At 67.5% G+C, this 23835-nt stretch carries 23 protein-coding genes; 13 read left to right on the top strand and 10 right to left on the bottom strand.

Annotated features, from left to right (window positions below):
- Positions 1-7 precede the first annotated feature (7 nt).
- Complete coding sequence (locus DWG20_RS15605; RefSeq protein WP_181880943.1) at positions 8-1309, bottom strand: D-amino acid dehydrogenase; 1302 nt, start codon at positions 1307-1309, stop codon at positions 8-10.
- 190 nt (positions 1310-1499) lie between these two features.
- Here DWG20_RS15605 and DWG20_RS15600 point away from each other — a divergent pair, with 190 nt between their 5' ends.
- Positions 1500-1988, top strand: a complete 489-nt coding sequence (locus DWG20_RS15600; protein ID WP_115434657.1) for a winged helix-turn-helix transcriptional regulator — start codon at positions 1500-1502, stop codon at positions 1986-1988.
- Positions 1989-2070: 82 nt separating this feature from the next.
- Here the strand turns inward: DWG20_RS15600 and DWG20_RS15595 are convergent, their stop codons facing one another.
- The 6 genes from DWG20_RS15595 to yaaA all read right to left on the bottom strand — a co-directional run bounded on the left by DWG20_RS15595 (position 2071) and on the right by yaaA (position 8062).
- The gene (locus DWG20_RS15595; RefSeq protein WP_115434656.1) at positions 2071-2883 is read right to left on the bottom strand and encodes a hypothetical protein; all 813 of its coding nucleotides are present in this window, start codon (positions 2881-2883) and stop codon (positions 2071-2073) included.
- A 168-nt stretch (positions 2884-3051) separates the two neighbouring features.
- Positions 3052-3942, bottom strand: coding sequence for an urea transporter (locus DWG20_RS15590; RefSeq protein WP_115434655.1), 891 nt, complete (start codon positions 3940-3942; stop codon positions 3052-3054).
- A gap of 234 nt (positions 3943-4176) precedes the next feature.
- Entirely contained in the window at positions 4177-5313 is a 1137-nt protein-coding gene (locus tag DWG20_RS15585) for an ABC transporter permease (RefSeq protein WP_115434654.1), read from the bottom strand.
- Between the two features lie 46 nt (positions 5314-5359).
- Positions 5360-6301 carry an ABC transporter ATP-binding protein gene (locus DWG20_RS15580; RefSeq protein ID WP_115434653.1) on the bottom strand — a complete coding sequence of 314 codons (942 nt, stop codon included), beginning with the start codon at positions 6299-6301 and terminating at the stop codon, positions 5360-5362.
- Positions 6298-7269: an HlyD family secretion protein gene (locus tag DWG20_RS15575; RefSeq protein WP_115434652.1), complete on the bottom strand. Its 972-nt coding sequence runs from the start codon at positions 7267-7269 to the stop codon at positions 6298-6300. Before DWG20_RS15575 ends, DWG20_RS15580 begins: the two co-directional genes overlap by 4 nt.
- Positions 7270-7282: 13 nt before the next feature.
- A complete protein-coding gene (gene yaaA / locus DWG20_RS15570; protein WP_115434651.1) occupies positions 7283-8062 on the bottom strand; it encodes a peroxide stress protein YaaA in 780 nt (259 codons plus the stop codon).
- An 82-nt stretch (positions 8063-8144) separates the two neighbouring features.
- Here yaaA and dtd point away from each other — a divergent pair, with 82 nt between their 5' ends.
- Positions 8145-8597: a D-aminoacyl-tRNA deacylase gene (dtd, locus tag DWG20_RS15565; protein ID WP_115434650.1), complete on the top strand. Its 453-nt coding sequence runs from the start codon at positions 8145-8147 to the stop codon at positions 8595-8597.
- A gap of 122 nt (positions 8598-8719) precedes the next feature.
- A complete protein-coding gene (locus tag DWG20_RS15560) occupies positions 8720-10090 on the top strand; it encodes an L-serine ammonia-lyase (protein ID WP_115434649.1) in 1371 nt (456 codons plus the stop codon).
- 82 nt (positions 10091-10172) lie between these two features.
- Here DWG20_RS15560 and DWG20_RS15555 read toward each other — a convergent pair whose 3' ends face one another.
- Both DWG20_RS15555 and gloB read right to left on the bottom strand, forming a co-directional pair.
- A complete protein-coding gene (locus tag DWG20_RS15555) occupies positions 10173-12200 on the bottom strand; it encodes a lytic transglycosylase (RefSeq protein WP_115434648.1) in 2028 nt (675 codons plus the stop codon).
- A 160-nt stretch (positions 12201-12360) separates the two neighbouring features.
- Positions 12361-13116: a hydroxyacylglutathione hydrolase gene (gloB, locus tag DWG20_RS15550; protein ID WP_115434647.1), complete on the bottom strand. Its 756-nt coding sequence runs from the start codon at positions 13114-13116 to the stop codon at positions 12361-12363.
- An 18-nt stretch (positions 13117-13134) separates the two neighbouring features.
- Between gloB and DWG20_RS15545 the strand changes: the two genes are divergently transcribed.
- The 10 genes from DWG20_RS15545 (at position 13135) to DWG20_RS15500 (ending at position 22997) form a co-directional block, all read left to right on the top strand.
- Complete coding sequence (locus DWG20_RS15545) at positions 13135-13896, top strand: class I SAM-dependent methyltransferase (protein ID WP_115434646.1); 762 nt, start codon at positions 13135-13137, stop codon at positions 13894-13896.
- Positions 13893-14342: a ribonuclease HI gene (gene rnhA, locus DWG20_RS15540; RefSeq protein ID WP_115434645.1), complete on the top strand. Its 450-nt coding sequence runs from the start codon at positions 13893-13895 to the stop codon at positions 14340-14342. The genes DWG20_RS15545 and rnhA overlap by 4 nt, the downstream gene beginning before the upstream one ends.
- Before the next feature lie 53 nt (positions 14343-14395).
- Positions 14396-15118, top strand: a complete 723-nt coding sequence (gene dnaQ, locus DWG20_RS15535) for a DNA polymerase III subunit epsilon (RefSeq protein ID WP_115434644.1) — start codon at positions 14396-14398, stop codon at positions 15116-15118.
- Positions 15115-15798: a 2-C-methyl-D-erythritol 4-phosphate cytidylyltransferase gene (gene ispD / locus DWG20_RS15530; RefSeq protein ID WP_115434643.1), complete on the top strand. Its 684-nt coding sequence runs from the start codon at positions 15115-15117 to the stop codon at positions 15796-15798. Before dnaQ ends, ispD begins: the two co-directional genes overlap by 4 nt.
- A gap of 16 nt (positions 15799-15814) precedes the next feature.
- Positions 15815-16291, top strand: a complete 477-nt coding sequence (gene ispF / locus DWG20_RS15525; RefSeq protein WP_115434642.1) for a 2-C-methyl-D-erythritol 2,4-cyclodiphosphate synthase — start codon at positions 15815-15817, stop codon at positions 16289-16291.
- A gap of 81 nt (positions 16292-16372) precedes the next feature.
- On the top strand, positions 16373-17032 hold the full coding sequence (rpiA, locus tag DWG20_RS15520) for a ribose-5-phosphate isomerase RpiA (RefSeq protein WP_115434641.1): 660 nt from the start codon (positions 16373-16375) through the stop codon (positions 17030-17032).
- Positions 17033-17114: 82 nt separating this feature from the next.
- A complete protein-coding gene (gene phoU, locus DWG20_RS15515; protein WP_115434640.1) occupies positions 17115-17828 on the top strand; it encodes a phosphate signaling complex protein PhoU in 714 nt (237 codons plus the stop codon).
- Between the two features lie 59 nt (positions 17829-17887).
- The gene (ppx, locus tag DWG20_RS15510; protein ID WP_484012558.1) at positions 17888-19423 is read left to right on the top strand and encodes an exopolyphosphatase; all 1536 of its coding nucleotides are present in this window, start codon (positions 17888-17890) and stop codon (positions 19421-19423) included.
- A 1-nt stretch (position 19424) separates the two neighbouring features.
- Entirely contained in the window at positions 19425-20504 is a 1080-nt protein-coding gene (gene corA / locus DWG20_RS15505; RefSeq protein ID WP_115434639.1) for a magnesium/cobalt transporter CorA, read from the top strand.
- A 138-nt stretch (positions 20505-20642) separates the two neighbouring features.
- Positions 20643-22997 carry a heavy metal translocating P-type ATPase gene (locus tag DWG20_RS15500; RefSeq protein ID WP_115434638.1) on the top strand — a complete coding sequence of 785 codons (2355 nt, stop codon included), beginning with the start codon at positions 20643-20645 and terminating at the stop codon, positions 22995-22997.
- Positions 22998-23056: 59 nt separating this feature from the next.
- Here DWG20_RS15500 and DWG20_RS15495 read toward each other — a convergent pair whose 3' ends face one another.
- The gene (locus DWG20_RS15495; RefSeq protein WP_115434637.1) at positions 23057-23824 is read right to left on the bottom strand and encodes a 3',5'-cyclic-nucleotide phosphodiesterase; all 768 of its coding nucleotides are present in this window, start codon (positions 23822-23824) and stop codon (positions 23057-23059) included.
- Between the last annotated feature and the right edge of the window lie 11 nt (positions 23825-23835).

The following is a 23835-nucleotide window of genomic DNA, read 5'->3' as shown; positions in this document are numbered from 1 at the left end:
CGGCTCCTTAGGCGGCGGCGGTGCTGGGGCGCAGCACGGTCGGCACGACCACTTTGGCGCCGTAGCGCGCGATCGACAGGCCGTCGGCGCTGATCTCGGTGCGCTGACCGGTGATCAGGTCGGCGAGCAACTTGCCGGAGCCCGCGCTCATCGTCCAGCCGAGCGTGCCGTGGCCGGTGTTCAGCGACAGGTTGGCAAGGCGGGTGGCGCCGATGATCGGCGTGCCGTCCGGCGTCATCGGGCGCAGACCGGTCCAGAAGCTGGCGGCCTTCACGTCGCCGCCTTCCGGGTACAGGTCGTTCACGACCATTTCCAGCGTGGCGCGGCGGCGCGGGTTCAGCGACAGGTCGTAGCCCGACAGCTCGGCCATGCCGCCGACGCGGATGCGGTCATCGAAGCGGGTGATCGCGATCTTGTAGGTCTCGTCGAGGATGGTCGAGGTCGGCGCGCCGGTCGCGTTGGTGATCGGCACGGTCAGCGAGTAACCCTTGACCGGGTAGACCGGCACGTCGATGTCGAGGGCCTTGAGCAGGTCGCGCGAATAGCTGCCGAGCGCCAGCACGTAGTGGTCGGCGGTGTGGGTCACGCCGTTGGCGACGACGCCGGTGAGGCGCTTGCCGTCGTCGAGCAGTTTCTCGATGCGCTGGTCGAACAGGAACTTCACGCCGGCGGCCTTGCACATCTCGGCCAGGCGCTGGGTGAACAGGTTGCAGTCGCCGGTCTCGTCGTTCGGCAGCTGCAGGCCGCCGGTCAGCTTGTGCTTGGTCTTGGCCAGCGCCGGCTCGACGCGTGCGCAGCCGTCCGGGTCGAGCACGTTGAAGTCGACGCCGCACTCCTTCAGCACTTCGATGTCCTTGCCCATGCCGTCGAGCTGCGCCTGGGTGCGGAACAGCTGCAGCGTGCCGCCCTGGCGGCCTTCGTACTGGAGGCCGGTCTCGGCGCGCAGTTCCTTGATCTTGTCGCGGCTGTACTCGGCCAGCCGCATCATGCGGCCCTTGTTGAGGTTGTACGCTTGCGGATTGCAGTTGGCGAACATCTTGGCGATCCACTGCAGCTGGAACAGCGAGCCGTCCGGCTTGATCGCCAGCGGCGCGTGCTTCTGGAACAGCCACTTGGCGGCCTTCATCGGAATGCCCGGCGCGGCCCACGGCGCGGCATAGCCCGGGGAAATCTGACCGGCGTTGCCGAAGCTGGTCTCCAGCGCCGGACCCTGCTGGCGCTCGATGACGGTTACCTCGCAGCCGGCCTTGGCCAGATACCATGCCGTGCTGATCCCGATGACGCCACCACCCAATACCATGACTTGCATTTTGATCGTCCTCTGCTCTTGCCTAAGGGGCATCGCGGCCCCGTCGCCATTACGCCGATTCATGAGGGTTTTCCCTTGAATCTGGCTTTAGTGATTTTTTGTAGTATATTGATTTGAAAGCAGTCTTTTTAACCAAATTATTTTTATAATTTGGTTAAAAAATTGATTAAATGGCGAATGGACAGGAAAAATGAAAAAGGGAAGCGCATCCGGCTATCCGCTCGACCGCATCGACCGCAAGATCCTGCGCCACCTGCAGGCCAACGGCCGCATGTCGATGACCGAACTGGCGGAAAAGGTCGGGCTGTCGATCACGCCGTGCACCGAGCGCGTGCGGCGCCTGGAGCGCGACGGCGTGATCGAGGGCTATTACGCCAAACTGAACCCGCAGGCGCTCGGCGCGACCTTGCTGGTGTTCGTCGAGATCAAGCTGTCGGCCAAGTCGGGCGAGATTTTCGAGGCGTTCCGGCGCGAGGTGATGAAACTGCCGCAGGTGCTCGACTGCCACCTGGTGTCGGGCGACTTCGACTACCTGATCAAGGCGCGCATCGCCGACATGAGCCACTACCGCAAGCTGCTCGGCGACATCCTGTTGCAGCTGCCGAACGCGAACGAGTCGAAGAGCTACGTGGTGATGGAGGAGGTGAAGGAGACGCTGCTGCTGCCGGTCGAGGACTGACGGGCTTCGGTAAAGACATGGCCGAGCTTTGGGGCTCGGCCAAGCTTTTTTGCGGGGCGGTGAAAGTCGTGCGTGCGCCGGTTCAGAATGCCCCGACCGCGTACATCAGCCCGATCAGCATCACGAAGGCGGTCACGCCGGTCATGATCTGGTTGGTGTGGCGTTCCTTCTGCACCTGGCGCCGCAGCGAGGCCTGCGTCGCCTCGACCTCGGCCAACTTGTACTCGAGCTCATGCTTGTACGCGTCGTGCTGCGCGAGCGTGTCGAGGATGGCCTCGCCCGACACCTCGGCCACCTTCTCGCCGTCCCAGATGCCGAGCAGGCGGCCGGCCTTCTCCTTGCGGTAGGCGGCGCTCTTCTGCGCCGCGTCGCCCCACTCGAAATCGAAGCCCTGCGCCGCGTAGAAGGCGTTGCAGCGCAGCCTTTCTTCCTCGTCAAGCGCCGCGGTGTTCAGCGCGCCGGGCGTCACCTGGTAGTCGGGGTAGACCGACTTCGCCCACTCGATCGCCTGCGCGAACAGATAGCCGTCGAGCGCGCTGCCGGCGAAGGCATCGGTCAGGCTGACGCCGCTACGCGGGCCGAACAGCACGCTGCGGCTCGGGTGGTCGGCGCGCGCCCACGCGGCGTTGAGGCTGGCGTGGAAGGTGCCGTCGTCGCCGTCGAAGCGCTGCCACTGTCCGCCGGCGACGCGCGCGAAGCCCTTGAACTGCACTCGGAAGTAGTCCGACTGCGCGGTGAAGGCGCGGCTCTTTCGCGCCGTGCCGTAGGCCGGGTCGCCATGGCCGAGCACGGCGACGATATGTTCGCCCAGCGGCAGCGCCTGGTTGGCGAGCAGCGCCTCCGACTCGGGGGGCGGCGGGGCGGGCGACGGTGGCGGGTCGAGTTTGGCGTTCATGCCGGCATGATAAACGAACGCCGGCCGCGGCGTTAAGCGGCTGCGCTCTCGAGCTCGGCCAACCCTGTCGCTTCGGCGGCGTCGATCAAAGGGTTGGCCGAGCGCGGGGCACGTAGAACAGACAGGGCGACCCATCGGGTCGCCCTGTTCGTATGAAAAGCAGAAGGCTCAGGCGGCGTGGCGGGCCGGCTGCGGTTCGGCCTTGCGCTCGGCGCTGGCGATCAGCAGCGCCCAGGTCACCAGGTTGAACGGCAGCGTGAAGTAGGGCACGGCGAGCGCGCCGAAGGCGAGGCAGACCGGCACCGACAGCACGATGCCCGCGACGCGCACCGCGACGCCGCGGCCGAACACGGTCAGGCCCTGGCCGACCAATGCGGCGTTCACCGCGAGGCCGACCAGCTGCTCGCCGGCCTTCAGGCCCGGCACGAAGGCGTCGAGCACGTCGCTCGCCAGCCATGCGAACGCGGTGCCCGCCGCGAGCCAGAACGCCTGCTCCTTGTCGTGCCACGCGAAGGCGAGCAGCACGACGAGGCCGGGCCGCAGGCCGCTGATGAAGGTGACCTGGCCGACGTTGCAGACGATAGCCGTCCAGCCGTCCTCGCAGCCGGGCGGCGAGATGCGCGCGCCGAGCGTGTCGCCGAGCGCGAGTGCGAGCCACATCGCGAGGACGAACTGGATCGTCAGCGCCGGCAGCTTGCCCCACGCGACCCAGCGCGACGACACGAGCGCGGTGACGACGCTGATAAGCGCGAGGTAGCCGAATACGGCAACGCTGGGCGCAAAGAAGGACAAGAGGCCGGCGCCGGTCAGCGCGGCGTTGTAGCCGTAGAGGCCGTCGGTGCAGGGCGCGCGCGGCAGGCGGGCGAGTTTGGCGGTTGCGAGCGCGACGGCGCTCGCGAACACCGCGCCGACCGCGGCCCACAGGTTGACGCTGGCGAGCGCGAGAACGATCGCGAGGCCGGTCAGCGCCGAGCGTTGGAAGTGGATCTGGCCGACCTGGCGGAACAGCACGGCGAGCGACTCCCGCCAGCGCGGCAGGGAGGGTAAAGCGTCAGTCATCGATTCTTGCACCAAAGAACGGCTAGCTGGGCCGCAGGGTATCGTCTCGGATTTTTTGCCTCAAGGGCGTGCGTATCTTAGCGCCTGTCGCGCGCTTTGGGGAGGGGTGGGTCCCGCTTTGATGTGTGCTTAGCGCACCGCAATGTGGCAGGGCAACGACGGGAAAAAAACCCTAATAACGCAGGGCCTCAGGGCCGCTTTTTTCGCTGTTGAAAAGCTCGGCCGGCCGAGCCTTCAGTCCAGCGTCTCGCGGTAGCGGTTCAGCGCGACGCCCGCCGCGACGACAAAGAACAGGCCGAGCGGCCACAGCTCGTGGCCGATCTCGGCGAAGCCGTTGCCCTTGAGCAGGATGCCGCGCACGATGCGCAAAAAATGCGTCAGCGGGAAGACCTCGCCGACCTTCTGCGCCCAGTGCGGCATGCCGCGGAACGGGAACATGAAGCCCGACAAGAGGATGGACGGCAGGAAGAAAAAGAACGTCATCTGCATCGCCTGCAGCTGGTTCTTCGCGAGCGTCGAGAAGGTGAAGCCGACCGCGAGGTTGGCGGCGAGGAACACCACCAGCGCGACCGACAGCGTGACGAGGCTGCCGACCATCGGCACCTCGAACAGGAAACGCGCGGCGGTCAGGATCACCGCGACCTGCAGGTAGCCGACGATGATGAACGGCGCGATCTTGCCCGCCATCACCTCGACCGGCCGCACCGGCGTCGCCAACAGGTTCTCCATCGTGCCGCGCTCGCGTTCGCGCGTCATCGCCAGCCCGGTCATCATGATCATCGTCATCGTCAGGATGGTGCCCATCAGCCCGGGCACGATGTTGTACTGCGTGATCCCCTCCGGGTTGTAGCGGCGCTGGATGCGGATGTCGATCGGCGACGGCGTCGGCGCGAGGCGGGCGAGCGGGCCGCTCAGGTCGTGCTGCAGCAACTGCGACCCGAGGCCGGCGAGTGCGGCGAGCGCGTTGCCGGTGGCCGACGGATCGGTCGCGTCGGCGGCGACCAGCAGCGTCGGGCGTTCGCCGCGCGTCAGTTTCTTCGAAAAGTCGCTCGGAATCACGACGACGAACTGCACCTCGCCGAGGTCGAGCAGCCGGTCGGCCTCGGCCTCGTCGGCCAGCGTGTCGGTGACGGCGAAGTAGCCGGTGTTCTCGAGCGACGCGACGAAGCTGCGCGAGTAGGGGCTGGCGTCGAAGCAGACTACCGCGGTCGGCAGCGCCTTCGGGTCGGTGTTGATCGCGTAGCCGAACAGCAGCAGTTGCACGATAGGGATGCCGACGATCATCGCGAACGTCAGCCGGTCGCGCCGCATCTGCACGAATTCCTTCAAGAGCACGGCGACGAAGCGCGGCCACGAGAACGCGGTCTTCATGCCGGATCGCTCCAAGGTTGGCCGAGGGTGAGGGCGGGGCGGGCCATCAGAAGTTATCCGGCGCGCCGCGCATCAGCGCGATGAACACGTCTTCGAGCGTCGGCGCGATCTCGCGCCAGGTCCAGGCCGGGTTGGCGCGCCAGTGCTCGACGGCGGCCTCCAGCGCCAGCCTGTCGCGGCCGGACACGTGCAGCACGTTGCCGAACGGCACCAGCACCTCGGCCGCCGCGTTCTCGGCCAACGTTGGCGACAGCGCGCCTATCGTGAGGCCCGCTCTGGCCGGCGCCACCTCCCAGGTCGACAGGCCCGATTGGCGGATCACCTCGCCGACCTCACCCTCGACCAGCAGCTTGCCGTAGGCGATGTAGGCGAGCCGGTGGCAGCGCTCGGCCTCGTCCATGTAGTGCGTGCTGATGAGCACCGTCAGCCCGTCGGCCGCCAGTTCGTGGATCTGCTGCCAGAAGTCGCGCCGCGCCTTCGGGTCGACGCCGGCGGTCGGCTCGTCGAGCAAGAGGAGTTTCGGTTCGTGCATCAGGCAGGCGGCGAGTGCGAGCCGCTGCTTCCAGCCGCCGGACAGGGAGCCTGCGAGCTGGTCGCGCCGCGAGCCGAGGCCGAGGCGATCGAGCGTCGCGGCGACCTTCTCTTTGCGGGCGGGCACGCCGTAGACGCGCGCGACGAAGTCGAGGTTCTCGGCGAGCGACAGGTCTTCATAGAGGCCGAAGCGCTGCGTCATGTAGCCGACCTCGCGCTTGATCGCCGCCGCCTCGGTGCGGATGTCATAGCCGAGGCAGCTGCCCTCGCCGCCGTCGGGCGTCAACAGCCCACACAGCATGCGGATCGTCGTCGTCTTGCCGCTGCCGTTCGGGCCGAGAAAGCCGTAGATCTGGCCGCGGCCGACGCGCATCGAGAAGTCGTCGACGACGGTCTTGTCGCCGAAGCGCTTGGTCAGCCCGGTCACGGCGATGACGGCATCGAGCGGGGCGTTCATCGCCGCGCATCCACAAGCTGGCCGAGCGTGACTTCTACCGGTTGGCCGGGGTGCAGCTTGACCGCGTCGGCAGGCTTGGGCTTCGCCTCGACGAGGAACACGAGCTTGGCGCGGTTCTCGCGGCTGTAGATCACCGGCGGCGTGTACTCGGCCTGCGGCGCGATGAAGCTGACATTGGCCGGGATGGGCCCGGCGCAGCCGTCGCAGCGCACCGTCACCGGCTGGCCGGTCTTGAGAGCGCCGATACGCGTTTCGGGAACGAAGAAGCGCAGCTTGATATTGGCCGGCGGCAGGATGGACACCACCGGGGAGCCTGCCGGCACCCATTCGCCGGCGACGAACAGCGTGTCGGCGACGAGGCCGGCCTCGGGCGCATGCTGCGACTTCTGGCCGAGCCGCCAGTCCGCCTGCGCCAGCGCGTTGCGCGCGGCATCGACGTCGTGGCGCGCGGCGGCGATCTGGTCTTCGCGGCCGGCGAGACGGGCGACGTCGAGTTGTGCGGCCAGCTGGGCTACCGTCGCCCGGTCGCGTTCGTACGCGGCGCGCGTGCGGTCGAGTTGCTGGCGCGAGATGAAGCCGCGCGCCACCAGCGTCTCGTCGCGCGCAAGGTCGGCGCGCGACTGCGCGAGGCTGGCCTCGGCCTGCGCGAGCTGCGCGCGAGCGGCGGCCAGTTCGGGCGGGCGTTTGCCCTTGAGGAGGTCGTCGAGCGTGGACTGCGTGCGCGCCAGCTGCGCCACGGCCTGTTCGCGCGCGGCGCGCTCGTTTTCGCTCTCGAGCGCGAACAGCGGCTTGCCGGCGGCGACCTGGTCGCCGCGCTTGACCGACAGCGTCGTCAGCGCGCCGGCGAAAGGCGCGGCGACCCTCAGATATTCGCCTTCGGCGTAGCCGGGGAACACCTCGTCGGGCGTTTCAGAGCAGCCGGCGGCGAGCGCCAGCACCATGATCCCGACCACCGCGCGCGCGCTCATCGCATCGTCCCCGTCAGCGGGCTTCCGGGTCGCGGCGGAACACCCAGGTGTTGCCGTCCGACGCGTCGGGCGCGAAGGCGTAGCCGTCGTAGTCGAAGCCCTTCAGTTGCTGGACGTCGGTCACCCGGTGCTTGACCGCCCAGCGCGCCATCAGCCCGCGCGCGCGCTTGGCGTAGAAGCTGATGATCTTGTACCGGTCGTGCTTCAGGTCCTGGAATACCGGCGTCACCAGACGCGCCTTCAAGAGCTTGGTCTTCACCGACTTGAAGTACTCGTCGCTGGCGAGGTTGACCAGCACCGGCTCGTCGTTCTCGAGTACGAGCGCGTTCAGCGCGCCGGTGATCTTCTCGCCCCAGAACGCGTACAGGTTCTTGCCGCGCGCATTTGGCAGTTTGGTGCCCATCTCGAGCCGGTAGGCCTGCATCAGGTCGAGCGGGCGCAACAGGCCGTAGAGACCGGACAGGATACGCAGGTGCGCTTGAAGATAATCGAGTTCCTGGTGGTCCAGATCGCCGGCGGACAGGCCCTCGTACACGTCGCCCTTGAAGGCGAGCGCGGCCTGCTTGGCGTTGTCGGGGCTGAAAGGCGCGTGCCAGTCGTGGAAGCGGCCGACGTTGAGCGTGGCGATCGCGTCGCTGACGCCCATCAGGTTCGCGACGTCGGCCGGGCTCTGGGTGCGCAGCACGGCTATCAGCTCGGCGCTGTCGGGCAGGAAGTCCGGCTGGAAAAAGTGGCGGGTGGTGGGCGGGGTGGTGAAGTCGAGCGTCTTGGCGGGGGAAATCACCATCAGCATGTAGGGCTCCTTGTTGTTATGCCTGGCGGTGTTTCATTCTAAGCGATGGGCCTTAGAATCGGTGTTTTGCGAGGAGGGCGGAATGCGGGTACTGGTGCAAAGGGTGAGCGAGGCGAGCGTTGCGGTAGCCGGCGAAGTCGTCGGCGCGATCGGGCCGGGGCTGATGCTGCTGGTCGGCGTCGAGGACGTAGACGGCGCGCAGGACGCAGAGTGGCTGGCGAAGAAGGTGCTGAACCTGCGCGTGTTCGGCGACGACGCCGGCGTGATGAACCGCTCGGTGCTCGACACGGGCGGCGCGATCCTCGCGGTCAGCCAGTTCACGCTGTTCGCCAGCTGCAAGAAGGGCAACCGGCCGTCGTACAGCCGCGCGAGCCGTCCCGATCATTCGAGGCCGCTGTTCGATGCATTGGTTCAAACGTTGGCCGAGGGGCTCGGCCAACCGGTGCCTACCGGCGTATTCGGCGCCGACATGCAGGTCGCGCTGTTAGGCGACGGCCCGGTGACGATCTGGCTCGACAGCCGCGATCCTCAGTAGCCGCAACGTTGGCCGAGCGCCGCTCCAGAGCGCGGGCCATACTGAAAAGAGGGTGATCGTTTGCCCGTCTCCACTGTGGCTGACGCGCGCCCACTCTACCGGGCCGCGCAGGGGTGAGCACCATGATCAGCATCTTCGACCTGTTCTCGATCGGTATCGGCCCTTCGAGCTCGCACACCGTCGGGCCGATGAAGGCGGCGCACGCCTTCGCCGCCGGACTCGATAGCGCTGGCGTGCTGCCGCGCGTCGTGCGCGTCGCGGTCGGCCTGTACGGTTCGCTCGCGCTGACCGGCGAAGGGCACGGCACGGTCGACGCGGTGCTGCTCGGCCTCGAAGGCGAGGAGCCGCAGGACGTCGACCCGGCGCACGTGCCGCAACGCGCCGGGCAGATCCGCGCCGACAGCCGACTCGTTCTCGCCGGCAAGCGGCCGATTGCTTTCGACGTCGCGCACGACGTCGTCCTCAACAAGCACCTGTTCCTGCCCAAGCACGCCAACGGCCTCACCTTCGCTGCGTACGATGCGAAGGGCGCCACCTTGGCCGAGCAAACCTACTACTCGGTCGGCGGCGGCTTCATCGTCACCGACGCCGAATTCGGCCGGACGCCCCCCGGCGAGATCGCCGTGCCTTACCCGTTCAAGCATGCCGAAGATTTGCTCGAATACTGCCGGCGCGACGGCAAGACCATCGCCCAGATCGTGATGGCGAACGAGGCCGCGCTCGGCCGCAGCGCGGACCAGGTGCGCGAGCAGGCTCTCGCGATCGCGCGGGTGATGAAGGAATGCGTCGAGGCCGGCTGCCGTCACGACGGCCTGCTGCCCGGCGGCCTGCACGTGCGGCGGCGCGCGCCGCCGCTGTACCGCAAGCTTGCCGCGCGCGAGGAGATCGGGCGCGGCGACATCATGCTGTGGCCGATGCTGTATGCGATCGCGGTCAACGAGGAAAACGCCGCCGGCGGGCGCGTGGTGACGGCGCCGACCAACGGTGCGGCCGGCGTCGTGCCGGCGGTGCTGACGTACTACCGCAACTTCCACCCGCAGGCGGGCGAGGACGGCGTCGTTACCTTCCTCTTGACCGCCGGCGCGATCGGGCTGCTCTACAAGATGAACGCGTCGATCTCGGGCGCCGAGGTCGGCTGCCAGGGCGAGGTCGGCGTCGCCTGTTCGATGGCCGCCGGCGCGTACGCGGCGGTGCTCGGCGGCAACCTCGCGCAGATCGAAAATGCCGCCGAGATCGCGATGGAGCACCAACTCGGCATGACCTGCGACCCGGTCGGCGGCCTGGTGCAGATTCCGTGCATCGAGCGCAACGGCGTCGCCGCCGAGCAGGCGATCAAGGTCGCGCAACTGGCGCTGCTGGAAGACGGCGAGCACAAGGTGTCGCTCGATACAGTGATCCGGACCATGTTGCAGACCGGGCTAGACATGAAGCACAGCTACAAGGAAACCTCGCTCGGCGGTCTCGCGATCACGGTCAGTCTGCCTGAGTGTTGAGTCCCTGCCGGGGGCGGACTGTCGTGACGAAAACACCCCGCGCGAGGCGGGGTGTTTTCCTTGGGGGTTGGCCGAGCCCGGCTTACAGGCCTTGCACCCTCACGCGCTGCCCGGGGGAGAGGCGGACCAGCATGTCCGAATCGTTCCAGCGCTGGATGTCCGAGTGGCGCACGCCGAATTTGCGCGCGATGCTGAACACGGTGTCGCCCTTTTGCACGACGTACTCGGCCGACACGGTCTGCGCCGTCGGCTGGCGCTCGGAAGATTTGAGGCCGGCCGTGTGCGACACGGCCTCGTCCTGCGCGTTGACGGGTTTCGCCGCGCTGGCGAGCAGCGTCGGGGCGCCTTTCACCTTCAACTGTTGGCCGAGCTTCACGGTGCTGTCTTCGCCCAGACCGTTGAGCGCCATCAGTTCGGTGACCGAGAGCTTGTAGCGGCGCGAGATGTTGTAGAGCGTGTCGCCTTGGGCGACGGTGTAGCGGCTTGCGGTCGGGTTGGCGACAGCAATAACGGCCTTGGCCGGTTCCGGTTTCACGACGCTGGCGACGGTTGCCGCTTCGGCCTTGGCGACGAGCACCGGCGCATCGGCCGCCGGCGGGGTGGTGAGCGCCACGGTCGTCGGCCGGATCGTGTCGGCCGCGCCTTCGGCGAGATAGGCGGCGAGCGCGCTGTTCGCTGCCGCGGGGGCCGCCAGGGCCGGGGTCGGGGCGGCCGGTTTTTCCAACGGAGCCGCCTGCGCGACGACGATGGCCGGCGTGGTATTGACCGAAGCGGCCGTCTCGACGGCGGCTTCGACGTGGGCCGGCGTGGCCGCGGCGACCGGTTTGGTGGGGACTGCTTTCGGCGCCGGCGCGGCGCTGGCGACGACCACGGTGGCGCGCGTCAGGTCGGCGTTTTCCGGGGCGTTGCCGCGGCTGGCGTTCGCCGTCGTCACGGTCGACGTCATCGGCGCGCTGTCGGTGTCGGCCATCGCTGCGCCGTCGTCGCCCCCGCGCTTGGCGACCAGCAGCGGGCGGCCGGCGGACAGGCTGCCGCCGCGCAGATTGTTCACCGCGACGAGTTCGCTACTGTCCATGCCGTAGCGGCCGGCGACGCTCTCTACGGTGTCGTCGCCGCCGGGCGTGACCACCTGCCAGGTCAGCAGCGGCTTGTTCCAGCGGTCGAGGTTCTTTTCGAAGCGGCTGAGCTTGTCGGCCGGGATCAGCATCTGGCGGCCGTTCTTGTGCGCGTACACCGGCAGGTTGAAGCCCGGGTTCAGCGACTTGAATTCGGAGACGGGCATGTCGGCCAGCTTGGCGGCGACGTCGATGTCCATGTGGCGGCCGGTCGAGACCGAGACGAAGTAGGGCTTGTTCGGGAAGCGGTCGAGCTTCAGGCCGTATTTGTCCGGCGTGGCCAACAGATTGCGCACCGCGAGCAGCTTGGGGACGTAGTTGCGCGTTTCGGCCGGCATGCGGAGGTTTTCATAGCTGGCGACCTGGCCGGCTGCCTGCGCGCGGGCGATGGCGCGCGACACGTTGCCCTCGCCCCAGTTGTAGGCGGCGAGCGCGAGCGACCAGTCGCCGAACAGGCTGTTCAGGTATTCCAGATAATCGAGCGCGGCGCGCGTCGATTCGACCACGTCGCGCCGCCCGTCGTACCACCAGGTCTGCTCGAGACCGTAGTGGCGGCCGGTGGCCGGCATGAACTGCCACAGGCCCGACGCGCCGACCGGTGACTGCGCGGTCGCGACAAAAGCGCTCTCGACTACCGGCAACAGCGCGATCTCGGTCGGCATGCCGCGGCGCTCGACCTCGTTCATGATGTGGAACAGGTATTTGCGGCTGCGGTCGAGGCTGCGTTTGAAGTATTCGGGCTTGGACGCGAACTGGCGTTCGTGGCGTTCGACGAGCCCGGGGTTGACCTCGGTCATCTGGAAGCCTTCGCGTACGCGGGTCCAGACGTTGTCGCCGTTACGAAGCAGGCTGCTGTTGAGCAGCATCATGTCGAGGCCGATCGCCTGGCCTTCGTCGACGCCGACCGAGCGGGAAAAAGCGCTCGAATCCGCTTCGGCAGCCGGTACGGCGAACAATAGCGACAGCGAAAGCGCGAGCGGAGTGAGCTTTTTCATGGCGGGAGACGGGCGGCAAATTGATAATCCCGGCCGATCCTAGCGGCCGGTCATCCCCCCGTCAACCCGAAAAACCATGCAAATTCAAATGTTTTGCGCAGACGGCCGGTTATGCTTTTAGGCTACGCGATCTGCGTTTGTATTGATTCGTTTTATACAGTTAAAAGCGATTTTTCCAGTCGCGTAAGGCGGTGAAGACGGATACCTCATCGTCAAGTCGCTGTCCCAGTCGTTTCTCGAGTCCGGCGGCGAGCGCCGGGTCGGCGCTCCTCAGGAAGGGGTTGCTGCGTTTTTCCTCGGCCAACGGCGTCGGCAGCGTCGCTTCGCCGCGCGCGCGGCGGGCCTGGTCGCGGGCGATGCGTTCGGCGACGGCCGGATTGTCCGGGTCGGCCGCGGCGGCGAAAGCGAGGTTGGACAGCGTGTATTCGTGCGCCGGGTAGGCGAGGGTGGCGTCGGGCAGCGCGGCGAGCTTCTGAAGCGATTGGTGCAGCATCGCCGGCGTGCCCTCGAACACGCGCCCACAGCCGGCGCCGAACAGCGTGTCGCCGCAAAACAGATGGGTGCCATCGCTGTAGGCGATGTGGTCGAGCGTATGGCCCGGCACCGCGATCACGTCAAAACGTTGGCCGAGCACGGTGACGACGTCGCCTTCGGTCACCGGATGCGTCACGCCGCGGATGCCGGGCGGGCCGTAGACTACAAGACCGGGATGCGCTGCGGCGAGCGCGGCGATGCCGCCGGTGTGGTCGCCGTGGTGGTGGGTGATCAGCAGCGCCTCGAGATGCAGGCCTTCTTCGGCCAGAAACCGGGCGACGGGGGCGGATTCACCCGGGTCGACCGCGACGGCGCCGCCGGCTCGCTGCAAAACCCAGATATAATTGTCGTTGAAGGCGCACACGGGGGACACGGTAATCATGATGTCGGATCGATACCCATGATGGAGAGATTTTCCGAATGGTTGGCCGAGGGTGATCTGGGCCGCTACCTGCTCGAGCGCGAGCAGGCTTACTTCGACGGCGCGGTCGCCGACGCTTTCGGCTACCACGCGGTGCAGCTCGGGCTGCCGGGGCACGATTTTCTGCGTGCCAATCGCATTCCGCTGAAGCTGGTCGCCGACCCGGACGGGCCGGCCGAACTGGCGTGCCTGGCCGAGGCGCTGCCGTTCGCGAGCAACAGTCTGGACCTCGTGGTCCTGCCGCACACCCTCGATTTTACCACCCATCCCCACCAGGTGCTGCGCGAGGTCGAGCGCGTGCTGATGCCCGAAGGGCGCGTGGTGCTGACCGGTTTCAACCCGTGGTCGCTGTGGGGCGCGAAGCGCCTGGCCGCCGGGCGCTACGAGGTGCCGTGGCGCGGCCAGTTCCTGTCGCTGCCGCGCATCAAGGACTGGCTGGAGCTGATGGAGCTCGAGCCCGACGGCGGCAGCTTCATGGCCTACGCGCCGCCGTTTTCGCGCGGAGACTGGCTGCACCGCTTTGCCTTCATGGAGGCCGCGGGCGACCGCTGGTGGCCGCTCGCCGCCGGCGTGTACGGCATCTCGGCGGTCAAGCGCATGCGCGGCCTCAGACTCATCACCCCGACGTGGGGCGTCGCCAAGAAAGCGGCGCGCGGGCTCGCGGTGGCCGGCGGCAACGACCGCCATCACGTGGCCCGGCAAGCCCAGGAAACGGACCCGCATGACCCAGGACCAGCATGACTGAAGACATTGTCGAACTGTTTACCGATGGCGCCTGCAAGGGCAACCCCGGCCCCGGCGGATGGGGCGCCATCCTGCGTTACAAGGGGCAGGAAAAAGAGCTGTTCGGCGGCGAGGACAACACCACCAACAATCGCATGGAAATGACCGCGGTCATCGAGGGCCTCGCGCTCCTGAAGCGCTCGTGCCAGGTGGTGGTGTACACCGACTCGCAGTACGTGCAGAAGGGCATCTCCGAGTGGATTCACGGCTGGAAGAAGCGCGGCTGGAAGACCGCCGCCAAGGAACCGGTCAAGAATGCCGACCTGTGGCAGAAGCTCGACGCGCTGGCAGCCGGCCACAAGGTCGACTGGCGCTGGGTGAAAGGCCACGCCGGCCACCCGGAGAATGAGCGCGCCGACGAGCTCGCCAATCAGGGCGCCGCCGCCGTGCAGGCGGGTCGATAGCCCGCACCGATTGAACACGCCGGGCGACACGCTCGGCCAACCTTGCAAGCCCTATGCGCCAGATCATCCTCGATACCGAAACCACCGGCCTCTCGCCCGCCGAGGGCCACCGCATCATCGAATTCGCCGGCCTCGAGATGGTGAACCGCAAGCTCACCGGCCGTCACCTGCACCTCTACATGCACCCGGAGCGCGCCATCGACCCGGACGCCGAACGCGTGCACGGCATCTCGCTCGACTTCCTCGCCGACAAGCCGAAGTTCAAACAGGTCGCCGATGAGATCGTCGACTTCATCGGCGACGCCGAGCTGATCATCCACAACGCGCCGTTCGACGTCGGCTTCATGAACGCCGAGTTCGACCGCCTCGGCATCGCGCCGGTGAAGGCGCTGTGCGCCAGCGTGATCGACACGCTGTTCATGGCGCGCGATACCTTCCCGGGCAAGCGCAACAGCCTGGACGCCTTGTGCGACCGCTTCGAGATTGACCGTTCGAACCGGACGCTGCACGGCGCGCTGATCGACTGCGAACTCTTGTCCGAGGTCTATCTGGCGCTCACGCGCGGCCAGGAAAGCCTGATGATGGACGTCGACGTCGACGACGGCACCGGTCGGAGCCTCGCCGGCATTGCGTTCGAGAAGAAGCCGCTCCTCGTACTGAAGGCGAGCGACGAAGAAATGGCCGCGCACCAGGCCTACCTCGACACGCTCGACAAGGCGGTCAAGGGATCTTGCGTGTGGCGCGGGCTCGAAGCGCCGGCCGCGGAGGGCGCGTGAGTCGCCATATCGCGCTGGTGCCGGCCGCCGGCTCGGGCAGCCGCATCGGCAGCGCCGTGCCCAAGCAGTACCTGCCGCTGGCAGGGCGACCGCTGCTCGCGCACACGCTAGCCGCCTTGCTCGTGCACCCGGCGATCGACGCGGTCGCGGTGGTGATCTCGCCGGAAGACGAATGGTTCGACCGCTACGTCTGGCCGCTGGAGCGGCTTGCCGTGCTGCGTTGCGGCGGCGCGAGTCGCGCCGAGAGCGTCGCCAGCGGGCTAGTCCAACTTGCGCTCGACGACGACGACTGGGTGCTGGTGCACGACGCGGCGCGCGTGGGCATCAGCCAGGCGGCGCTGACGCGGCTGATAGCCACGCTGGCGTCCGACCCGGTCGGCGGCCTGTTGGCGCTGCCGGTGCCTGACACCGTCAAGCGCGGCGATGCCGACGGCCGCGTCGCCGACACGCTGCCGCGCGCCGGCCTGTGGCTCGCGCAGACGCCGCAGATGTTCCGCGCCGGCCTGCTCAAACAGGCACTCGCCGCCGCGCCGCTGGCCGAGATCACCGACGAGGCGTCGGCGATAGAGCGATTGGGTTTGTCGCCGCGTCTCGTCGAGGGCGAGGCCGGCAATTTCAAGGTGACCTACCCGCAGGACCTGAGCTTGGCCGAGGCCTTGCTGTCGGCGCGGGCCGGTTAACACTCAAAGGATTCCCATGTTCCGCATCGGACAAGGCTACGACGTGCACCGGCTGACAGAAGGCCGGCCGCTGATCCTGGGCGGCGTGACGCTGCCCTTTGATAAAGGTTTGTTGGGCCATTCCGACGCCGATGCGCTGCTCCACGCGATCACCGACGCGGTGCTCGGCGCGGCGGCGCTCGGCGACATCGGCCGCCTGTTTCCGGACACCGACCCGGCGTTCGAGGGCGCCGACAGCCGCGTGCTGCTGCGCAAGGCGGTGGCGCGCGTGAACGCGGCCGGTTGGCGCGTGGTGAACGTCGACGCGACGCTGATCGCGCAGGCGCCCAGACTCGCGCCCTTTATCGACGCGATGCGCGCCAATATCGCCGAAGACCTCGGCATCGACGCGGGCTCGGTCAACGTCAAGGGCAAGACCAATGAGAAGCTCGGCTACCTCGGCCGCCAGGAGGCGATCGAGGCGCAGGCGGTGTGTCTGATCCAGAAGGCGTGAGCGCGGCGTGCTTGTTAAATAACGCGCTTGTATAAAATGAATATGAACGGCAACAGCAATCAAACCGATGGAGGTGTTCCCATGCTCACGCAAGACCAATTGAAACTCGCCGTGGCGAAGAAAGCCCTCGAGTACGTACCCGACGAAAGCATCGTCGGCGTGGGCACCGGCAGCACCGTCAACTTCTTCATCGACCAGCTCGCGACGATCAAGGGCCGCATCAAGGGCGCGGTATCGAGTTCGGAAGCGTCGACCGCGCGGCTGAAGGCGATCGGCATCCCGGTCTACGACCTGAACACCGTCGACGAACTCCCCGTGTACGTCGACGGCGCCGACGAGGTGAACCACTACCTGCATATGATCAAGGGCGGCGGCGGCGCGCTGACGCGCGAGAAGATCGTCGCGGCGGTCGCCCGCCAGTTCGTCTGCATCGTCGACGAGGCCAAGTACGTCGACGTGCTCGGCGGCTTCCCGCTGCCGGTAGAAGTGATCCCGATGGCCCGCAGCTACGTCGCGCGCGAGCTGTTCCGCATGGGCGGCCATCCGGAGCTGCGCCCGGACTTCGTCACCGACAACGGCAACATCATCCTCGACGTGCACCGCATGAGCATCACGCAGCCGGTCGACGTCGAGAGCCGCATCAACCAGATCGCCGGTGTCGTCACCTGTGGCCTGTTCGCACAGCGCCGCGCCGACGTGCTGTTGATCGGCCGTCAGGACGGCGTGGAAGTCAAAGAATAAGACGTTAAAGCGGCGCCGTGGCGTGTCATCTGGCTGTCACGCCGGCGCCTTACCATGCAAGGCTGTGCAATAAGGGGGCGATATGGCCGAACACATCTCCAAGCAATTCGACATGGAGCTCGAAACCATCCGCACGCGCGTGCTGCAGATGGGCGGGCTGGTGGAACAGCAGATCCTGTCGGCCGTCGAGGCGCTGATGACGGGCGACATGGCCCGTTTCGACAAGGTGATCGCCGAGGACGCGCTGGTGAACGCGCTCGAGGTGGCGATCGACGACGACTGCCAGCACATCATCGCGCGCCGCCAGCCGGCCGCGAGCGATCTCAGGATGGTGATCACCGTCATCAAGACGATCACCGACCTCGAACGCATCGGCGACGAGGCGCAGAAGATCGCGCGCATGGGCAAGATCATCTACGAGTCCGACCGCTTCCAGGTGCCGCGTTTCCGCGAGGTCAACAAGATGGCCGACGTCGCGGTGTCGATGCTGCGCCGCGCGCTCGACTCTTTCGCGCGACTCGACCCGAAGGCCGCGCTCGAGTTGGCCGAGGAGGACGAGCAGCTCGACCAGGACTTCGCCGCCGAGATCCGCCAGTTGATCACCTTCATGATGGAAGACCCGCGCACGATCAGCATGTCGATCGACACGCTGTTCATCGCGAAGGCGATCGAGCGCATCGGCGACCATTCGAAGAACATCTCCGAGTACGTCGTCTACCTGGTGAAGGGCAAGGACATCCGCCACACCACGCTCGACGAGAAGAAGCGCGAGACGCTGGGGCTGGACGACGAGTAAGCCCGAACCCATCGGCATGGGCCGGCGGTGACGCTGGCCGACGAAAGGCGGTAACATGGTTGCCGCCTTTTTTCATTTTTCCAGCCCGATACAGAAGGGCGACTCCTCATGCCAACGCCCCCGCCCCCGTCCTCGCCACCGTCGACCTCGGCTCGAACAGCTTCCGCCTGCAGGTCTCGCGCGTCGTCGAAGACCAGCTCTACACCCTCGATATGCTGAAGGAAACTGTGCGCCTCGGCGGCGGGCTGACCGCCGACAAATACCTCGACGACGCGACGCAGGAAGCGGCGCTCGCCGCGCTGGCGCGCTTCGGCGAACGGCTGCGCGGCTTCGCGCCGAGCCAGGTGCGCGTGGTCGGCACCAACACCCTCAGGGTCGCCAGGAACGCGCCGGCCTTCATCGAGCGCGCCGAGGCGCTGCTCGGTTTCCCGATCGAAATCATCGCCGGCCGCGAGGAAGCGCGGCTGATCTACATCGGCGCCGCGCACAGCCTGCCCGCCACGCGCGAGAAGCGCCTCGTGGTCGACATCGGCGGCGGCTCGACCGAATTCATCATCGGCAGCCAGTACAAGGCGCTCGTCACCGAGAGCCTGCCGCTCGGCTGCGTGACCTACAGCCTGCGCTATTTCCCCGACGGCAAGCTGTCCAAGTCCAACTTCAAAGACGCGACGCTCGCCGCACGCAACGAGATCCAGCGCATCGCGCTCGAATACACGCCCGATCAATGGCAGCTCGCCGTCGGCTCGTCGGGCACCGCGCGCGCGCTGCGCGACGTGCTCGAGATCAACGATTTTTCCAGCGCCGACATCACGCTTGCCGGCATGGAAAAGCTGCGCGACGCGCTGATCCGTTTCGGTTCGAACAAGGACGTCGACCTGAACGGCCTGAAGGCCGACCGCGTGCCGGTGCTGCCGGGCGGGCTGGCGATCATGATCGGCGTGTTCGAGGAGCTGGGCGTCGACAAGATGACGGTCGCCGACGGCGCGCTGCGCGACGGCGTGCTGTACGACCTCCTGGGTCGGCAAAGGGAGAAGGACATGCGCGATTCGACCGTGGCGCTGTTCAAGCGGCGCTACGCCGTCGACGTCGAGCAGGCGAGCCGCGTCGGCCGCCTGGCCGAGCGTTTCTACCGCATGCTGGTCGGCGCCGACGTCGACGCTGCGTTGTTCAAGCGCCTGCAATGGGCGACTCAGCTGCACGAGATCGGGCTGACCATCGCGCACACCGCCTACCACAAGCATTCGGCGTATATCCTGCAGAACGCCGACATGCCGGGCTTCTCCAAGCGCGAGCAGGCGCAGCTGGCGACGCTGGTGCTCGGCCACCGCGGCGACATGGGCAAGATGCAGTCGCTGGTCGACGAGCCGCCGCTGTGGCAGGCGATCGTCGCGCTGCGCCTGGCCGTGCTGTTCTGCCGCCGCCGCCAGGAGCCGGTGCTGCCCGAGCCATTGTCGCTCGGTACGCAGCACAAGGGCTTCACGCTGGCGCTCGACCCGGACTGGCTGTCGGCCAACCCGCTGACCGCCAGCGCGTTCAGGCAGGAAGTCTCGCAGTGGAAGCGGGTCGGCTTCGCGCTCGCGATCGGCCGGAACTGAGATGCGCCACGCCGAACTGAAAGACCGCGTGCCGACGCTGGGCGAGGCGCCGGGCACGCTGTTGCCGGTGGCGTCGCCGGCCGTCGCGGACGCCGGCATCGAGCCGTTCATCACGCTGATCGAATACGGTCCCGGCGAGGTCAGGGAGACCGAGTTCCATTCGATCGACGCTGGGCTCGCCTACCAGCCGACGCTGCCGGTGCTGTGGCTCAACGTCTACGGGCTGACCGACCCGGCGTGGATGGCGGCGATCGGCCGGCGCTTCGGCCTGCACCCGCTGGTGCTCGAGGACATCCTCAACGCGCGCCAGCGCCCCAAGCTCGAAGAGTACGAACACTACCTGTTCTTCGCGTCGCGTGTGTTCGACTACGACGGCGACAGCGGGCGGCTGTCGGCCAACCAGGTCTATCTGATCGTCGGCGAGCGCTTCGTCATTTCCTTCCAGACGCGGCCGCTCGGCGTGTTCGGCGGGATACGCGAGCGGATCAAGAGCGCGCGCGGCCTGTTGCGCGAGCGCGGCGCGAGTTTCCTCGCCTACTCGCTGATCGACGCCGTCGTCGACGACTTCTTCGGCGTGCTCGACGCGTACACCGCCCGTGTCGACGCGACCGACACGAGCCTGTTGTCCGGCCGCGAGCCGCCGGTGATCAAGCGCATTCACCGCCTCAAGCGCGACGCGCTGAAGTTGAGGCGCGCGCTGTTGCCGCTGCGCGAAGCGCTGTTGACGCTGACGCGCAACGACCTGCCCTTCATCGGCGACGAGACGCGCGTCTACCTGCGCGACGCCTACGACCACAGCCTGCACCTGATCGAATCGCTCGAATCGTCGCGCGACCTGGTCGCCGGCATGATGGACGTCTACCTGTCGCAGCAGTCGCACCGGCTGAACGTGCAGATGCGCGTGCTGACGGTGATCACCATCATCTTCATGCCGTTGACCTTGATCGCCGGCATCTACGGGATGAACTTCGAGAACATGCCCGAACTGCACTGGCGCTACGGCTACGCGTTCGCGCTGGCGCTGATGGCGGCGGTGGGCGCCGGCATCGGCCTGTATTTCTGGCGCCGGCGCTGGCTGTAAAGCGGCGTTTCCCCACTCCCCCTGCCGGGCATCGAGAGATGCCCGGTTTTTTATTGGCCGACGGCGTCCGGTATCGCCCACTTGAATATACCCTTGTGGGGTATATAATCGGGTCAGACATTCGAGGAAAGACCGTCCATGACCACCGCCCTGACGCTGCCCATCGCGGGCATGAGTTGCGCCGCCTGCGCCACAAGGCTCGAGAAGGTGCTGAACCGCCAGAGAGGCGTGAAAGCCGCGGTCAGCTTCGCCAGCGAGTCGGCGCGGCTCGAACTCGCCGACGACGCGCCGGACGTCGCAATGTTGGCCGAGCTCGTCGCCCGCGCCGGCTTCTCGGTGCCGAATGAAACGGTCGAACTCGCGATCGAAGGCATGAGCTGCTCGTCGTGCGTGGCGCGTATCGAGAAGGTCACGCAGCGTTTGCCGGGCGTGACGGCGGCGGTCAACTTCGCCAGCGAGACCGGGCACTTTTCCTTCCCGGCCGGCAGCGTCACGCCGCAACAACTGATGGACGCGGTGAAGAAGGCCGGCTACGCCGCGCGCGTGACCGCCGCCGAAGGCGCGACGGAGCGCGACGCAGAGAAGCAGGCGCTATGGTTGGCCGAGCGTCGCGTCTTCATCGTCGCCGCGATCCTGACCGCGCCGTTCCTGGTCGAGATGGCCGGCATGGCGGCCGGCTTTCATGAAATCATCCCGCGCTGGCTGCAGTTCGCCCTGGCGACACCGGTGCAGTTCTGGGCCGGCGCGCGCTTCTACCGCGGCGCGTGGCACGCGTTGCGCGGCGGCTCGGCCAACATGGACGTGCTGATCGCGCTCGGCACCAGCATCGCGTGGCTGTTTTCGAGCGTCGTGTGGCTCGCGGGCCGCCACGACTGGCACGTGTACTTCGAGGCGTCGGCCGGCGTGATCACGCTGGTGTGCCTCGGCAAGTTGCTGGAGACGCGCGCCAAGGGCAGGACCGGCGAGGCGATCGCCGCCTTGATGAAGCAGGCGCCGACCGTCGCGCGCGTCGAGCGCGGTGGCGAACTGGTCGAGGTGCCGGTGTCCAGCCTCGCTATCGGCGACGTGGTGCAGGTGCGCCACGGCGAGAGCCTGCCGGCAGACGGCGTCGTGCTGTCGGGCAAGGCCAGCGTCGACGAGTCCTTGCTGACCGGCGAGAGCCTGCCGGTCGACAAGTCCGAGGGCGACGCGGTGTTCGCCGGCACGGCCAACGTCGCAGGCAGCGTGCGCGTGCGCGCGACCGGCGTCGGGCAAGCCACGCAGTTGGCCGAGATCGTCAGGCTGGTGGCCGACGCGCAGGGCTCGAAGGCGCCGATCCAGCGCCGGGCCGACCGCCTCTCGGCGGTGTTCGTGCCGGCGGTGCTCGTCGTCGCGTTGTTCACCTTCGTCGCGACGGGACTGTTCGCCGTCGACTGGAGCGCCGCGCTGATCCACGCGGTCGCGGTGCTGGTGATCGCCTGCCCGTGCGCGCTGGGGCTGGCGACGCCGACCGCGGTGATGGTCGGCATCGGCAACGGCGCGCGTCACGGCGTGCTGTTCCGCACCGCCACTGCGCTCGAGACCGCCGGCCGGCTGACGACGCTGGTCGTCGACAAGACCGGCACGCTGACGCGCGGCGAACCGGCGCTGGTCGCCATCGCGCCGCTTTCCGGTCTCGACGAGGTGAGTCTGCTCGCGTGGGCGGCGGCGGCCGAGGCCGGGTCGGAACACCCGATGGCGCGTGCATTATTGACTGCCGCACGCGAGCGGGGTCTTGTATTGCCCGAAGTTGAGGGCTTCGACGCGACCGTCGGCGCCGGCGTGACGGCAAGTTTGGCCGAGGTCGGAGAGGTCCGTATCGGTGCGCCAGACTGGGTGGGCCGCGTCGATGCGGGTGAGGTCACAAGGTTGGCCGAGGGCGGGCGCACGGTGCTCGCGATGGCGGTAGACGGCGCGCCGACTGCGCTGTTCGCGATCGCCGACACGGTGCGCGACAGCTCGCCGACGGCGGTGAAGGCGCTCATGGCGATGGGCGTCGAGGTGGTGATGCTGACCGGCGACAACGAGACGGTCGCCGCGGCGGTCGCCGCGCGCTGCGGCATCGTGCGCTTCGTCGCCGGCGTGAAGCCGGCGGGCAAGGCGGCCGAGGTCGAGCGCTTGAAGGCGGCGGGCGGGGTGGTCGGCATGGCCGGCGACGGCATGAACGACGCGCCGGCGCTGGCCGCCGCCGACGTCGGCTTCGCGATGGGCGGCGGCGCCGACGTCGCGATCAAGACAGCCGACGTGACGCTGATGCACGGCGACCTGATGCACCTGGTCGCGGCGATCAGGCTGTCGCAGGCGAGTCTCTCGAAAATCCGGCAGAACCTGTTCTTCGCCTTCGTCTACAACGTGCTCGGCATCCCGCTGGCGGCTATCGGTTTATTGAGCCCGGTGATCGCCGGCGCGGCGATGGCGGCCAGCTCGGTGTCGGTGGTCGGCAACGCCTTGCTGTTGAAACGCTGGAGGCCGTAAGGGAAAGCGCAAAAAAGCTCGGCCAACCTTCTAAGGTTGGCCGAGCTTTTTTGCGGGGTTTATAACACTATCGTCTGGCCGCTACGGATCGCGTCGACCTTGAGGCGCGAGGGCAGCGTCGCGCGGATCTCGGCCATCATCTCGGTTTCGCGCCCCGGTTCGAGGTGGCTGATCCACAGCCGCATGCCGTCCGGCAGACCGTCGAGCAGCGGCGCGAGCTTTTCGGCGCTCAGGTGGCCGAAGCGCTCGGCATTGGCGCTGTCCTTGTTGCGGTAGCTGATCTCGCTGACGATGTCGGAGAGCGTCGCGACGCGCGAGACCGCCTCCCAGAACGCCGGGCACGGGCCGGTGTCGCCGGTGAACGCGAACGCATTCTTCGGCCCTGTAATCAGCCAGCCGATGCCCGGCACGCTGTGCGCGGCCGGCAGCGCGGTGGCGGTGCCGTTTTCCAGTTGTACCTTCTCGCCGACGGTGATTTCTTCCAGCCTCACCCAAGGCTTCGCCGGGTCGGGCAGCCGCGTGTAGTCGGGCCACAGCACGCCGGAGAACAGGTGCGCCCGCAGCGCGGCGAGCGTCTCGGGCTGGCTGTAGACGGTGACGCCCGGGCCGTCGCGGTAGGCGTGGCAGTCGGCGAGGAAGGGGATGAAACCGCAGTGGTCGAGGTGGCTGTGCGTGAGCAGCACGCGCTCGATCTTTTCGAGCTGCTCGACGCCGAGGCTGCCGACGCCGCTGCCGCAATCGATCAGCGTCGTCTCGTCGACGAGGAAACTGGTGGTGGCGACGCCGCGGCCGATGCCGGCGGCGGTGCCGAGCGCGGTCAGCAACATGGGCTTCTCCT

The sequence above is a fragment of the Crenobacter cavernae genome, assembly GCF_003355495.1.
Taxonomy (GTDB): Bacteria; Pseudomonadota; Gammaproteobacteria; order Burkholderiales; family Chromobacteriaceae; genus Crenobacter; species Crenobacter cavernae.
This window is presented reverse-complemented; position numbering and strand designations above follow the sequence as displayed.